Origin of the sequence: Paludibacterium sp. B53371 (genome assembly GCF_018802765.1) — a bacterium.
GTDB lineage: Bacteria > Pseudomonadota > Gammaproteobacteria > Burkholderiales > Chromobacteriaceae > Paludibacterium.
The window spans coordinates 143,643-157,974 of record NZ_CP069163.1; the positions used below are offsets into that span (position 1 = coordinate 143,643).

The window sequence follows — 14,332 nt, forward strand, 5'->3', positions numbered from 1 at the left end:
CGGCACACAGGGGGCGGTATGACCCTGTATGTCGAAACCATCGGCCGTGGTGCCGATGTCGTCCTGTTGCATGGCTGGGGGTTGCACGGCGGGGTGTTTGCCCGCGTTGCCGAGTCTCTGGCCGAACAATATTGTGTCCATTGCGTCGACTTGCCCGGCCATGGGGCCTCCGCGCCGCTTGAGCCTTATCAGGGCGAGCAGGTCGTGGGGTTGCTGAATGCGCAGTTCCCCTGGCCGGTGCATGTGGTCGGCTGGTCGCTGGGCGGGCTGATCGGTCAATACTGGGCGCTGCAGGCTCCGCAGCAAGTGCGCAGCCTGGCGCTGGTGGCCTCCAGTCCCTGCTTCGTCAAGAAGGCAGACTGGCCCCACGCTCAGTCTGCCGCCGCCATCGAGGCGGTGGGTGCCAGTCTGGACGCGGCGTTTGAAGTCACTCTGGAGCGTTTTCTGGCACTACAGATGCTGGGATCGAGCAGTGCGCGCGATACGCTGAAAGCGCTGCGGGCGCAGTTATTCGCCCACGGCCGTCCGCAAGGCTTGCTGGCGGCGCTGCAACTGCTGCTGCAGGCTGACTTGCGTGGCCGCACCCGCGAGATTCAGTGCCCGGTCGGCCTGTTTTATGGCCAGCGTGATGTCCTCACGCCGCCCGCTGCCGGTGAATGGCTGGCCAGCCAGCTGCCTTCCGCTACAATGATCACCTTTGCGCAAGCCTCTCACGCGCCGTTTCTGTCCCATGAGGCGGCGTTCCTCGCAAGCTTGACCGAATTTCTGGATTGCCATGCATGAGTGAAGTTTTTTATACCGACAAGGCGCGGGTTCGCGCGGCTTTCGAGCGCGCCGCCGCCAGTTATGACTGTGCTGCGGTGTTGCAGCGCGAGGTCGCGCAGCGCATGGCCGAACGACTCGATTACATCAAGCTGCAGCCCGGCGTCATCCTCGATGCCGGCAGCGGCACGGGAACAGGGGCCGCCGAGCTGCGCCGCCGTTATCCCGATGCCAGGGTGATCGAGCTGGATCTCGCCCATGCCATGCTGGCCGCGTCGCGCAGCCGGCAGCAGCAACAGGCCGGGCTGATGGACCGGCTGTTTCAGCGCAACAAGCCCTGGCAGGTGTGCGCCGATATCGAGCGCTTGCCCCTGGCCGATGCCAGTGTGGACATGATCTGGTCTAATCTGGCCATTCAGTGGGTCAATGTGCCGGACGGGGCCTTTGCCGAGTTCCGCCGCGTGCTCAAGCCGGGAGGCATGATCCTGTTTTCCACCCTGGGACCGGATACGCTGCAGGAACTTCGACAGTCCTTTGCCGGTCTGGATGGGTTTACCCACGTCAATCAGTTCATCGACATGCACGATCTGGGCGATGCCATGCTGGCGGGCGGTTTGTCCGAACCGGTGATGGACATGGAAAAAATCGTCATGACCTATGAGGGCGTACGCGACGTCATGCACGATCTGAAAGCCATCGGTGCCCACAATGCGACTGCCGGACGCGGGCGCGGCCTGATGGGCAAGCAGGCATGGCGGCAGGTGGAGGCCCGTTACGAGACGCTGCGCCGCGACGGACGCCTGCCGGCAACCTACGAGGTGGTCTATGGCCACGCCTGGCGCGGGCAGGACAAACCTTCGCGTACTTTGCCGGATGGGCGTCAGGTGATTGAATTCCAGCCCAGGCGCTGAGCGCGCGGGGGCTGGCCATGCAGTCGGGGCAACCTGGCCGCATGGCCTTTGTTTTTTATAGAGATGAGTTCATGAAGATTTACAAACAAACTGCGCTGTTGCTGCTGGCCGGCCTGCTGGCCGCCTGTGGCTCCCTGTCTCACAAACCCGAGCCGGTGGTCGCGCCCAAACCGGTTACGCCGCCGCATATCAGAATTGGTCTGGCGCTCGGGGGGGGGGCCGCCAAGGGGTTTGCCCATGTCGGGGTGATCAAGGTGCTCGAGGCCAACGGCATCGTGCCGGATATCGTCACCGGCACCAGCGCCGGCAGCGTGGTGGGCAGTCTGTATGCTGCCGGCTATTCGCCTGCGCAGCTGCAACAGATCGCCGTGCGGCTCGATGAAACCAATCTGGCCGACTTCACCCTGTCGACGCGTGGCTTCATCAAGGGCGAGCGCCTGCAGTCCTTCATCAATACCCAGGTGCAGAATCGTCCGATCGAAAAGCTGGCCAAACCCTTCGGCGCGGTGGCCACCGAGCTGGACACCGGCAAGCGGGTGGTCTTCCGTCTGGGCAATACCGGCCAGGCCGTTCGCGCCTCGGCCAGCATTCCCAATGTCTTCCTGCCGGTGGACATTGCCGGGCACCGCTATGTGGATGGTGGCCTGGTCAGTCCGGTGCCGGTCAGCGCCGCACATGAGATGGGGGCCGACCTGGTGATCGCTGTCGACATTTCCGCCCGTCCCAAGGCCGGTGCGGCAACCGGCTTCCTGTCCACGCTGGACCAGAGTCTGAATATCATGAGCGTGGCGGCGCTGGCCAGTGAATTGAAGCAGGCCGATGTTGTGATCCGGCCGCAGGTACAGAATATCGGCTCTGCCGCCTTTGATGCCCGTAATCAGGCGATTCGTGCCGGTGAACTCGCTGCCCAGCAGGCGGTTGCCCAGATCAGGGCCAGGCTGCAACAGAAGCAACTGGCCATGACAAAGTAATGGCATACTCAGCAAAGCACCGTTTTCCAAGGAGGAGTGCATGATCAAACTGTATGGAGCGCCGCTTTCGCCGTACTACAACAAGGTGCGGATCGCCTTGCTGGAAAAGGGCGTGAAATTCGAGGAAATACTGCAACGCCCGTCGCAGGATGCCGAGGTCCTGGCGTGCAGCCCGCTGGGCAAGATTCCCTACGTCGAGATCGGGCAGTTCCACCTGTCGGAATCGACCGCCATCATCGAGTGGCTGGAAGATGCCTATCCCACCGCCAGCCTGCTGCCTCCGACCCCCAATAGCCGGGCGCTGTCGCGGCAGCTGATGCAGTTGATCGACCTGGATCTGATCCAGGGTTGTGCACCGTTCCAGCGTCACAAGGTCTTTGGTGCGCCGCTGGATGAGCAGGCCCGCAGCGATGCGCGCGCCAAGATCATCCGGACCCTGGCGGGGATGGCGCGCATTGCGGTCTTCGCACCCTTCCTGGCGGGCGATACCTTCAGCTATGCCGACCTGTCGGCCGCGGCGGTGTTGCCCGGTGTGAAGCTGGCCAGCGACATGCTGGGTGAAGATCTGCTGCAGCATTTGCCCGGGGCGGAGACCTATCTGGCACAACTGGCCAAGCGCCAGACCGTGACCACCACCTGGGCGGCGCGCGACAAGGCGCTGGCCTACCTGCTGGAACAGGCGGCAAACAAATGACAGGAAAGCCGGGCCGCATGGCCCGGTTTGGCTTTAGTCGAACAAGGGCAATTGTCTGGCCGTCGGTTCGCTGGTCCCGGTATCGAGCCTGACCCCGACGCCGACCAGCCGCACCGGTTGCTGGCCGCGGGCATAGCCCATCTGCAGCAGTTGAGTGAAATGCGCGGCATCCAGCCGGCTGTCTGCCTGTTCCACGGTGGTCTGGCTGAAGTCGGTAAACTTCAGTTTGCAGCTGATGCCGCGCCAGCTCGGATTGCCGGCACGTGCAATGCGCTCCTGCAGTTTTTGCAGCAAGACCGGCAGGGTCGCCAGGCAGGCGTCCAGATCCGGCAAGTCGGTGGCATAGGTCTCTTCGACGCTGATACTCTTGCGCACCCGGTCCACGGCCACTTCCCGCTCATCTTCGCCCCTGGCCAGCTGGAACAACCGTTCGCCGAAGCGGCCAAATGCCAGCAATAAATCTGCCCGCGGGCGAGTTCGCAGATCGGCGCAGGTTTCAATGCCCATGCGCTTCATCCGCTCCGCCGTGACCTTGCCGATGCCCGGGACTTTGCTGACCGGCAGGGCCGCCACAAAAGCATCGACCTCATCCGGCAGAATCACCTTCTGACCATCCGGCTTGTGCCAGTCGCTGGCGACCTTGGCGAGGAATTTGTTGGGGGCGATGCCGGCGGAGGCGGTGATACCGATTTCATCGCGAATGCGCTGACGGATCGCTTCCGCCATCAGGGTGGCGCTGCCGCGGCAATGGGGCTGGCCGCTGACATCCAGGTAGGCCTCATCCAGCGACAGGGGTTCGATCAGGGTCGTGTAGTCGCGATAAATCGACATGATGCGCTGGCTGGCTTCTTTGTAGCGGGCCATGTCCGGCGGGACGATCAGCAATGACGGACACAGCATCAGGGCGCGTCGCGACGACATGGCAGAATGGACACCAAAACGGCGCGCTTCGTAATTGCAGGTGGCGATCACCCCGCGACTGTCCGGCCGGCCACCCACCGCCAGCGGAATCCCTCGCCAGGACGGGTTGTCCCGCATTTCGATCGAGGCGTAGAAACAGTCACAGTCGATATGGATGATCTTGCGGCCGGGTGTCATGACATGCACAGAGGGTGGCAGGTACGGGCGAATGGAGCCGCCGATTCCCCGGGTCATCCTCCATCTTTTCCTTATTGGTGTCGACCTGGCGTGTTTGCGGGAATCGGCGCTGGGTATGCGTGCTCCGGACGCCAGTGTGCACGTCCGGGCCGAAAGGGTAAAGGACAGGGCTGGATGTTGCGCTGCATCATGTGGACTGGATGCAACGCAACAGTTGGTCAATCCATCTTCATACCGTCGTGCATGTCACCGTGCATCTCATGCCCGGCGGCCATATCACGGACGGCCACATTCAGCTTGACCTCACCGGCACGGGCGAAATGCAGGGTGATGGCAAAGTGCTCACCCTGCTTCAGCGGCTTTTTCAGTCCCATCAGCATGATGTGGAAGCCACCCGGCGCAAATTTGACGGTTTTGCCGGCGGCAATCTCGACACCCCCTTCGACCTCGCGCATGCGCATGACGCCATTGTCCATGCTGGTATGGTGCAGCTGGGCCTGATCGGCGACGGCCGTGCTGACCGAGATCAGTTTGTCACTGCTGGCGCCATGATTGCTGATGGTGAGGTAGGCCGCACCATTGGCGGCCTGAGCGGCCGTCGAGCGAGCCCATACGCCGTCGATGGTCAGATCGCCTGCCTTGACCGGATGGGCCGATGCCAATTGACTGGCCAGTAGCAAAAAGACCGCAGCAAATAACTTCTTCATATGACCTCGCGCAGATGAATGATGACTACGTCAAATTAACATGGGCTGATTCAGAGCAAAAGCGGCAAATTGCCACACTCCCTTATGCTAATCTGCGACCTGAAACTACCTTTAGCCGCCGCACCGGGGCTTTTTGACCCGTGCGGCATTAGAATGAGCCGCCTCGACCATTTCGGTTGCTAACAACATGTTCAAGACCTTTTTCCTGCAGTACCTGTTTGGTGGCCTGATCAGCCTGATCACGATTACCAACCCGCTGTCGAAAATCCCGATGTTTGTCACCCTGACGGCCGGCATGAGTGACCTGCGCCGCAACCATCAGGCCAAGATGGCAGCGGTCTATGCAGGATCGATCATGGCAGTCAGCCTGCTGGCCGGTAACGTCATCCTGTCGGTCTTCGGCATCTCCTATGGGGCGCTGCGTATTGCCGGCGGGTTTGTCGTGGCGGTGCTGGGCTATCGCATGCTGTTCCTGTCACAGGATCCGGGGCAGGCCCCCAAGCCGAGCAATAATCGCGAAGATTACGCTTTCTTTCCGCTGGCCATGCCCGGCATCAGTGGTCCCGGGACCATTGCCGTGGTGATCGGCATCGCCACGGAGATCGCCGAAGAGCACTCGCTGGCGACCAAGGCGCTGGCTTTCGGCATGACCTTCACCGCCATCTTTCTGACCAGCCTGGGCATGTGGTTTGTCTTGCGCTTCTCGGCCTTGCTGTCCGAAAAGATGGGGCGCAACGGCACGGAGGTCATGACACGGCTGCTGGGCTTCCTGCTGATTTGTGTCGGTGTGCAGTTCATCGGCTCGGGCATCCGCAGCTTCATGGCCGGTTCCTGATCTGTAGTCAAACTACTTTTTTGCAACAGCCCGTTTGCTACTCGGCACACGGGCTGTTTGTCTTTTTATCAACGATTTGACCATTGTCATGGTGCGGCGCACACTTGAAATGTAGTTTTATTTCAAAATCTGCCAGGGGGTGCCATGACCATCAAAGCGGTACTGTTCGACCACGACGGGACGTTGGTTGATTCGGAAATGATTCACTATCGACTGTGGTATGACGTCCTGCGCCTGCATGGTGTCGATCTGCCCTTGCCGGTCTATCAGCAACGTTATGCCGGGGTGCCGTCGGACGATAATGCCCGGGACATGGTGACGCGCTTCGAGCTGGATGTCGCTGCCGAGACGCTGTTTGCCGCCAAGGATCAGCGCACGGTCGATTATCTCGCGCAGCAGGCTTTCCCCCTGATGCCCGGTGTGCCGGAGATGCTCGATGCCTGTCGGCGTCATCGCCTCGACCTGGCGGTGGTAACCGGGGCCAACCAGCATGGCGTCGCGGCGTCGGCGCGCGAGCATGCCTGCTTCTCGCGCTTTGCCACCATGGTCAGCCGCGATGACGTGCGCTTCAGCAAACCTGAACCGGATGTCTATCTGCTGGCACTGGAAAGACTGGAATTGAAGGCCGAAGAGTGTATCGCGATCGAAGATACCGAATCCGGGGCCCGGGCAGCACACGCGGCGGGGATACGCTGCATCGCCGTTCCGACGGCTCTGTCGCAGCATCACGATTTCTCCGGCGCTGAAACGCGCTGCGGCAATATGGGCGAAGCCTGGCACTGGATCGAACAACGGGTCTGAAAGTACAGGCCATGGCGCGCCATGGCCTGCGTGATGATCAGAAACGATAGCCGACTTTTGCATTAAACCGGGTCATTGAGGGCTTGGTGCTAAAGTCGCTTATTGTGTTCGTAATCGAGTGATTGATGTTGGCGAACTGGACATATTCCCCCTCAAACTGGAGTTCCAGGCCATCTTTCCAGTTGCGGGTCAGCCCCAGTCCGATCCCGTAGCCCTTCACTTTCTTGCTTTGTATATTATCCATCCAGGTCGGGGTGGTGCGGAACCGATATGCCGACTCAGCGTTGGCCTCGTGGTAAGCGAGTTTGCCGGATACCAGCCAGTTCTCTCCCCACTTTCGTCCGATGGTGCCATAGACTGCGGTGTGATTTTTCAGCGTGAGCGTGAGGGTTTGCGAACCGGTCAGTGGAATGTAGCTGACAATGCTTTCTCCACTGGTGCGCTTGCCAGCCTCATACTCCACGCCGATACCGGCCACCCATTTCGGCGCCATCTGCCATTGCCAGTTCATGTCGATGACCGGCAGCAGGCTGGCACGGAAATCATTGCCCGAACTCATGTTGGGGTTGCCATTACTGATGGTGATGAACAGCTTGTAAATCTCCTCGTTGCTGACCTGATGTTGAATCCCGGCCAGGGAGGCGCCAAGGCTGATGGAAGGGCCGACAAAAGGATCTGCCTGCGCCCAGCTGCTGCAGGCCAGCAGGCTGCCGGCCAGGAGGAGGGGACTTGATTTGCGCATATTGGCTCCTGAAAGGACAAGAGCGCGTCAGCGCTCTTGTCGTGGGTGAAAACGGAGCCAAATTTATGGTTTCTCAGTACACCGGTCAGTCAGCCAATCTGGAAAATGCGATCAGCCAATTCCTATTCGTTGATTTGGGCGGCCACGATGGCCGCGGCCCGCTCCGGCGGTGCCAGCAGCATGGCCAGTTTGGCACGCCAGCCCTTGACCTGACGGATTTCGTGCAGCATGTCGCGCCATTCGCAGAAGGTAACGCGCAAGGGGTTATAGGTGTTGACGGGTTTGACCGTGCCATAGTCACAGGGCTCGTCGTCACGCTCCGCCACATAGGTGCCGAACAACCGGTCCCAGATCACCAGCACACCGGCGTAATTCCGGTCGATGTAGAGCGGATTGCGCGCGTGATGGCAGCGATGCACCTGCGGGGTGTTGAGCACAAACTCCAGCGGTCCCAGATCCCGGCACAGGCGGGTGTGGACAAAAAACTGATAGGCCAGATTCAGCAGCACGACCGTAATGATCGACTGTGCCGGAAAGCCGATCCAGGCCAGGGGCAGCCAGAACAGCCACATGCCGGCCACCGGATACATCAGGCTTTGGCGGAAGGCCGTGGTGAAGTTCATGCGCGTCGAGCTGTGATGGACGTTATGGGCGGCCCATAGCCAGCGTACACGGTGGCTGGCACGGTGGAACCAGTAGTAGAGAAAGTCCTGCAGCACAAACAGCGCCAGGGTACTTTGCCAGCCCGGGGTGATGACAAACAGGTGGTGCTTTTCGGCCAGCCAGGTGAACAGTGGCAGGGTCAGCAGCCAGGCGAGCTTGTCTGCCCCCTGATGCAGCAGTGCCAGCACGGCATTGCACAGTGAGTCTGCCAGGCTGAAATACTCGCTGTGGCCATGCCGGCGCCAGTAAACAAATTCGCCGGCGACAAACAGCAGAAACAGCGGCGACATCGCCAGCAGAATCAGTTCGACATCCAGATGCATGGTGCCCCCGGCAGATTGAATGACCATTAGTCATGATAATAGCATCGCTGCGGCATGCGGATGAAAAATGGCATGGCACGGCCTGCCGGGTGTGGTATCGATACCAAGAAGAACGGGGGCCGAGGCCCCCGTGTTCATTTGCGCAGTTTGCCGATGCTCATCAGCATGCCGGTGCCGATGAACAGGGTGACGGTGGCGGTACCGCCATAGGAGACAAAGGGCAGGGGCACGCCGACCACCGGCAGAATACCCGAGACCATGCCCATATTGACGAAGGCGTAGAAGAAGAACGACAGGGTGATCGAGCCGGCCATCAGGCGGCCATACAGCGTCTGAGCCCGCGCGGTGATCATCAGGCCGCGGCTGATGATCAGCAGGTAAAGGCCGACCAGGATCAGGTTGCCGATCATGCCGAACTCTTCCGAGAATACGGCAAAGATGAAGTCGGTCGTTCGCTCCGGAATGTAGTCGAGGTGCGTCTGGGTGCCGTTGAGCCAGCCCTTGCCGATCGGACCGCCGGAACCGATGGCGATCATGGACTGGATGATGTGGTAGCCGGCGCCGAGCGGGTCGCTCATCGGGTCGATCAGGGTCAGAATGCGCTTTCGCTGGTAGTCGTGCATGACGTGCCAGATGACCGGCAGGCTGGCCGAGAAGGCGATCAGTCCGCCGACGATCACGCGCCAGGACAGGCCGGCGAAAAACAGCACGAAGAAGCCGGCGGCCATGATCAGGGTGGCGGTCCCCAGGTCAGGCTGCTTGAGAATCAGGCCGACCGGCAGCAGCATCAGTAGCACCGCACCGATAAAGTGCCACCAGCGCAGATTGGCCTCGTGCTTCTGGAAGTACCAGGCGATCATCATCGGCAGGGCGATCTTCATGATTTCCGATGGCTGGATGCGGGTGAAGCCCAGTGACAGCCAGCGGGTGGAACCATTGACGGTAATGCCCTTGAAATGGACGGCGATCAGCAGCAGCAGGCCGACGAGATACAGGGGCGGTCCGAAATGCATGATCACCTGCGGTCGCGTACGCGCGATGATCCACATGATGCACAGCGACAGCACGGTGTAGGCCAGCTTGTTGTCGATCTTGTCGAAACTCTGGTTCGAGGCAGAGTAGAGCACCAGCAGGCTCAGCATGAAAATGAGGCCGAGAAACAGCATCAGCCAGCCATCGAGCGGCTCGATCAGTTTGGCCCACAGGCGCTTAAGGATTTGCGACTTCATCGCTGGCAACCTTCTTGGCGGGTGGGGGCGCCTGCACGATCGGCAGGGTCGCGGTTTTCAGTTCTTCGGCAATGGCCGGGGGGACTTTGCCGGTGAGATAGAAGTCGAAAATGGCGCGGGCAATCGGTGCCGCGGCGCCGGCACCCCAGCCGCCGTTTTCGACGATCACCGCCACGGCGATTTTCGGATGATCCACCGGTGCGAAGGCAATAAACCAGGAGTGGTCGCGGTTTTGCTCCGCAATGGCAGAGGCGTTGTACTTGGCGCCCTGCTTGATCGCCACCACCTGTGCCGTACCGGTCTTGCCGGCCATGGTATAGGTCAGGCCGGCACCAATGGAGCCTGCCGTGCCGCCCGGCTTGAGCACGCCTTCCATACCGGCCTTGATGTAATCGAAGTAGGCCTGCGGGAAGGGCAGCTGTCGCAGCGGCGAAGTATTGACATGCGTCTCGCGGCCGGTGCGCACATCGACAATCGATTCGACCAGATGCGGGCGGAACAGCTTGCCGTCATTGGCCATGGTGGCGGTGGCATTGGCCATCTGCAGCGGGGTATAGGAGTTGTAACCCTGGCCGATACCGATACTGACGACGTCGCCCGGCAGCCATTTCTGCGCTGCCGGCCCCAGTCTGGCAAAGCGGCGGGCTTTCCATTCTTTCGACGGCAGGACGCCGGCCAGCTCGCCATCCAGGTCGATGCCGGTTTTGCTGCCCAGCCCGAACTGGCCGATCACCGGCGAAATCCGGTCGATGCCCATGTCCCAGGCCAGCTTGTAAAAGAAGGTGTCACTGGACACGGTGATGGCCTTTTGCAGGGTCACCATGCCATGGCCGTTCTTGTCGGCATCGCGGAACTGGTGCGAGCTGCCCGGCAGCACAAACACCCCCGGTGCGCCGCGGATGTCATCCATCTTGATGATGCCGGACATCAGTGCCGCCATGGCCATGAACGGCTTGAAAGTCGAGCCGGGAGGGTAGATACCGCGCATGGCGCGATTGACCAGCGGTTTGTGCCAGTCGCCGTTCAGTGCGGCCCAGGTCTGGCTGTCGATACCGTCGATGAACAGGGCCGGATCGAAACCCGGCTTGGAGAGGAAGGCCAGCACGCCGCCGTCATTGGGATCGATGGCGACCAGGGCGCCACGGCGGTCACCAAACAGCTTGTCGGCAATTTCCTGCAGACGGATATCCAGTGCCAGTTTGAGGGTGTTGCCGTTGACGGGCGGGGTGCGCTTGAGCGAGCGGATGGCTCGGCCACCGGAGTCGGTCTCAACCTCCTCGAAGCCGACCTGGCCATGCAGCTGATCTTCATACACCGCTTCCAGGCCGGTTTTGCCAATATACGTGGTGCCACGGTAATTGGTGGTCTTGTCTTCGTCTTCGAGCTGTTGCTTTTCTTTCAGGTTGATACGGCCGATATAGCCCAGCGCATGGCTGGTCAGTTCCTTGAACGGATAGTCGCGGAACAGGCGCGCCTTGACCTCGACCCCCTGGAAACGCCACATATTGGCGGCCAGGCGAGCGGCTTCCTCATCGGTCAGCTTGACCTTGAGCGGCAGGGTCTCGAAATCCTTGGCATCTTCCTGGAATTTGCGGAAGCGCTTCATATCACGCGGCGTGATATCGACCAGCTGCTTGAGCTGAGCGATGGTGGCTTCCATGTCGTCGATCTTGCTGGGGGTCAGTTCCAGCGTGTAAGACGAATAGTTCTGCGCCAGGACCACCCCGTTGCGATCCAGAATCAGTCCGCGGTTGGGCAGGATGGGCACCAGCGAGATGCGGTTGTTCTGGGCCAGGGTGGTGAAGTGCTGGTACTGCACGACCTGCAGCCAGACAAAGCGGCCGATCAGCAGGAAAAACATCAGCAACATGAAGACGTACGCCACCACCAGGCGCAGCTGGAACTGATTCTCTTCCGAACGCAGGTTTTTCAGGCTGGTGAGTTTCTCGCGTGGCATGGTCAGACTTTATGCGATCGGTAGGGCAACAGCAGCAGCTTGGTCAGCAGCGGCCAGAGGATGGCGCCGGTCAGTGGCGGGATGAAATACGACCAGCCGATAAAAGCCGAGCCGGTGGCCATGCGGGTGGCCACCATGATGAGCTGGTTGGTCAGCATCAGCGCCAGCACCGCCAGCGTCTGCTGGCCGAGGTTGAACATGATCAGCTGGCGCTGGCGCAGCAGTGCCATATAGCTGGTGATCGAATACGCCAGGGCGTGCTGGCCGAACATGCCGGTCGAGGCGACGTCGGCAATGATGCCCAGGGTAAACGCCGTGCCGACGCTGACGCGGCGCGGCTGGTTGATGACCCAGTAGAGGATCAGCAGGGCGATGAAGTCGGGCAGCCAGAGCGCCGTGCTGACCGGCAGCGGCAGCAGGTCGATCAGGATGGCAATGACAAAGCTCAGGTAGATGAAGCGCCGCCGGACCGGCTTCAACAGTTCTTTCGGTCGGTCAAACGACATGGCTTACTCCGTGGAATCGTCGGGTTGTGCTTTGCCCTTCTTGGGCGCAGGCGTGGCCGGGTCGGCCGGTCGGGCAGGGATATTGGCCTTTTCCTGCAGGATCAGCACGTAGCGTCCCTTCTGGACGCCGGCAGTCGGCATGGTGGTCACATGAATGAATGCACTGTCCGGGTTGCGCTCGACGCGGGTGACGAACGCCACCGGAATCCCTTCCGGGTAGAGGCCGTCGATACCGGAGGTGACCATCAGGTCGCCCGGGCGCACGTCGGCATGAATCGGCAGATAGCGGGCTTCGACACCGCCGCCGTAGCCATAGAGGATGGCACGCAGACCGGTACGCTGGATGGTGACCGGGATCATCAGGGTCTTGTCGGTGATCAGCGTGACTTCGGCCGTCAGGGGCTGGACGCGGGTGATCTGGCCGATCAGGCCGCGATCATCGACCACCGGCTGACCGGCGTGCAGCTTCGAATCCTGGCCCTTGTCGATGATGATCTTGTAGGAGAAGGGGTCGCGGCCGGTGTAGAGGATTTCCGCCAGGCTGGCGCCGTCCGGTCGTTCGCTCTTGAGCTGGTTGAGTGCGCGCAGGGCTTCGAAGTCGTGCTCTGCCGCTTCCAGACGCTGTACGCGCGACAGCAGCACGATCTGCTGCCGGCGCAACACTTCGTTTTCCGCCTGCAGGGTGCTTTGTGTCGTGAGAAAGTCGTCGATGCGCCGTGCGGCAACCAAGGGGAAGTTGATTGCGCGTTGCAGCGGATAGAACAGCACCGACATGCCTTGACGGGTGTATTCCATCAGCCCGTACTGGCTGTCGCCGATCAGCAGGGCAACCGACATCGCGACGCAGATGGCAAGCCGCGAGCCGGGCGAAAGTCCCTGGCGAATGAAACTGGGATTATTGGCAAAATCCATCAGACCCTGCGTTCCCCCGGTGGGGCATGACTGGTTGCAACCCCGCGGCGCCCGAGGGCGCTACGGGGCCTTTGGCAATGTGATTATGGTACGTTGGTGAAGATGGTGCCGATCTTGTCCATCTTTTCCAGTGCCTTGCCGGAACCGCGTACCACGCAGGTCAGCGGCTCTTCACCGACAAATACCGGCAGACCGGTTTCTTCCGCCAGCAGGCGGTCGATATCCTTCAGCAGCGCGCCGCCACCGGTCAGCACCATGCCCTTTTCGGCAATGTCGGCACCCAGTTCCGGCGGGGTCTGTTCCAGAGCGATCTTCACGGCGGAAACGATCTGGTTCAGCGGCTCGGTCAGGGCTTCCAGAATTTCGTTGGAAGAAACGGTGAAGGAACGCGGAATCCCTTCGGCCAGATTGCGGCCCTTGACTTCCATTTCACGCACTTCGGCGCCCGGGAAGGCGGAGCCGATGGTCTTCTTGATTTCTTCAGCGGTGGTTTCGCCGATCAGCATGCCGTAGTTGCGGCGGATGTAGTTGATGATGGCTTCGTCAAACTTGTCGCCACCGACACGCACCGAGTTCGAGTACACCACGCCACCGAGGGAGATCACGCCGACTTCGGTCGTGCCGCCGCCGATATCCACGACCATCGAGCCGGTCGGTTCTTCAACCGGCAGGCCGGCGCCAATGGCGGCTGCCATCGGTTCTTCGATCAGTTCGACGCGACGGGCGCCGGCCGCCAGGGCCGAATCCTTGATCGCACGACGCTCAACCTGGGTCGAACCGCAGGGAACGCAGATCACGATGCGCGGGCTGGCCGAGAAGAAGCGGCTCGGGGTGACCTTCTTGATGAACTGCTTGAGCATCTGTTCGGTCACGGTGAAGTCGGCGATCACGCCGTCCTTCATCGGACGGATAGCCTGAATCGAGCCCGGGGTACGACCGAGCATCTTCTTGGCTTCCAGGCCGACGGCCAGGATGGATTTTTTGTTGGTCGGCGCATCGTTGTGGATCGCGACGACCGAGGGTTCATCAAGCACAATGCCCTTGCCGCGCATGTAGATCAGAGTGTTAGCGGTGCCAAGGTCAATGGCGAGGTCATTCGAAAAATAGCCGGTTAGCGAACGAAACATTGGGTCGATCCTGGTTCAGTTGTCCGTTGACGGGTGCCGGGCCCGAGGCCCGAAAGTCCATGAGTTTACACTTGAATCCACCCCGGCTGCTGAA

General features: G+C 60.9%; 15 protein-coding genes. 6 read left to right on the forward strand and 9 right to left on the reverse strand.

The features are described 5' to 3' along the window. The first annotated feature begins 18 nt into the window (after positions 1-18). The 4 genes from bioH (at position 19) to JNO51_RS00625 (ending at position 3,338) form a co-directional block, all read left to right on the forward strand. The gene (gene bioH / locus JNO51_RS00610) at positions 19-783 is read left to right on the forward strand and encodes a pimeloyl-ACP methyl ester esterase BioH (protein ID WP_215780155.1); all 765 of its coding nucleotides are present in this window, start codon (positions 19-21) and stop codon (positions 781-783) included. After that, the gene (gene bioC / locus JNO51_RS00615; protein WP_215780157.1) at positions 780-1,673 is read left to right on the forward strand and encodes a malonyl-ACP O-methyltransferase BioC; all 894 of its coding nucleotides are present in this window, start codon (positions 780-782) and stop codon (positions 1,671-1,673) included. The genes bioH and bioC overlap by 4 nt, the downstream gene beginning before the upstream one ends. A gap of 71 nt (positions 1,674-1,744) precedes the next feature. Further along, positions 1,745-2,644: a patatin-like phospholipase family protein gene (locus JNO51_RS00620; protein ID WP_215780159.1), complete on the forward strand. Its 900-nt coding sequence runs from the start codon at positions 1,745-1,747 to the stop codon at positions 2,642-2,644. Positions 2,645-2,684: 40 nt separating this feature from the next. Then, positions 2,685-3,338 (forward strand): glutathione S-transferase family protein, encoded by a 654-nt coding sequence (locus JNO51_RS00625; protein WP_215780161.1) that lies wholly within the window; start codon positions 2,685-2,687, stop codon positions 3,336-3,338. A 33-nt stretch (positions 3,339-3,371) separates the two neighbouring features. Here JNO51_RS00625 and dinB read toward each other — a convergent pair whose 3' ends face one another. After that, the gene (gene dinB / locus JNO51_RS00630; protein ID WP_215780175.1) at positions 3,372-4,493 is read right to left on the reverse strand and encodes a DNA polymerase IV; all 1,122 of its coding nucleotides are present in this window, start codon (positions 4,491-4,493) and stop codon (positions 3,372-3,374) included. 161 nt (positions 4,494-4,654) lie between these two features. Beyond that, complete coding sequence (locus JNO51_RS00635) at positions 4,655-5,143, reverse strand: copper chaperone PCu(A)C (protein ID WP_215780177.1); 489 nt, start codon at positions 5,141-5,143, stop codon at positions 4,655-4,657. Between the two features lie 187 nt (positions 5,144-5,330). On the opposite strand from JNO51_RS00635, the gene JNO51_RS00640 reads away from it, so the two are divergent. Then, on the forward strand, positions 5,331-5,978 hold the full coding sequence (locus JNO51_RS00640) for a MarC family NAAT transporter (protein WP_215780179.1): 648 nt from the start codon (positions 5,331-5,333) through the stop codon (positions 5,976-5,978). A 144-nt stretch (positions 5,979-6,122) separates the two neighbouring features. Further along, positions 6,123-6,779, forward strand: a complete 657-nt coding sequence (locus JNO51_RS00645; RefSeq protein WP_215780181.1) for an HAD family phosphatase — start codon at positions 6,123-6,125, stop codon at positions 6,777-6,779. Positions 6,780-6,816: 37 nt separating this feature from the next. Here the strand turns inward: JNO51_RS00645 and JNO51_RS00650 are convergent, their stop codons facing one another. The 7 genes from JNO51_RS00650 to JNO51_RS00680 all read right to left on the reverse strand — a co-directional run bounded on the left by JNO51_RS00650 (position 6,817) and on the right by JNO51_RS00680 (position 14,238). Then, entirely contained in the window at positions 6,817-7,521 is a 705-nt protein-coding gene (locus JNO51_RS00650; RefSeq protein WP_215780184.1) for an outer membrane beta-barrel protein, read from the reverse strand. A gap of 122 nt (positions 7,522-7,643) precedes the next feature. Beyond that, on the reverse strand, positions 7,644-8,534 hold the full coding sequence (locus JNO51_RS00655) for a sterol desaturase family protein (RefSeq protein ID WP_252346143.1): 891 nt from the start codon (positions 8,532-8,534) through the stop codon (positions 7,644-7,646). Between the two features lie 107 nt (positions 8,535-8,641). Then, the gene (gene rodA / locus JNO51_RS00660) at positions 8,642-9,736 is read right to left on the reverse strand and encodes a rod shape-determining protein RodA (RefSeq protein WP_215780186.1); all 1,095 of its coding nucleotides are present in this window, start codon (positions 9,734-9,736) and stop codon (positions 8,642-8,644) included. Continuing rightward, a complete protein-coding gene (gene mrdA, locus JNO51_RS00665; RefSeq protein WP_215780189.1) occupies positions 9,717-11,693 on the reverse strand; it encodes a penicillin-binding protein 2 in 1,977 nt (658 codons plus the stop codon). The genes rodA and mrdA overlap by 20 nt, the downstream gene beginning before the upstream one ends. Before the next feature lie 2 nt (positions 11,694-11,695). After that, positions 11,696-12,199: a rod shape-determining protein MreD gene (gene mreD / locus JNO51_RS00670; RefSeq protein ID WP_215780191.1), complete on the reverse strand. Its 504-nt coding sequence runs from the start codon at positions 12,197-12,199 to the stop codon at positions 11,696-11,698. A 3-nt stretch (positions 12,200-12,202) separates the two neighbouring features. Next, positions 12,203-13,111 carry a rod shape-determining protein MreC gene (gene mreC / locus JNO51_RS00675; protein ID WP_215780193.1) on the reverse strand — a complete coding sequence of 303 codons (909 nt, stop codon included), beginning with the start codon at positions 13,109-13,111 and terminating at the stop codon, positions 12,203-12,205. An 83-nt stretch (positions 13,112-13,194) separates the two neighbouring features. Then, positions 13,195-14,238 carry a rod shape-determining protein gene (locus tag JNO51_RS00680; RefSeq protein ID WP_133682305.1) on the reverse strand — a complete coding sequence of 348 codons (1,044 nt, stop codon included), beginning with the start codon at positions 14,236-14,238 and terminating at the stop codon, positions 13,195-13,197. Positions 14,239-14,332: the final 94 nt, after the last annotated feature.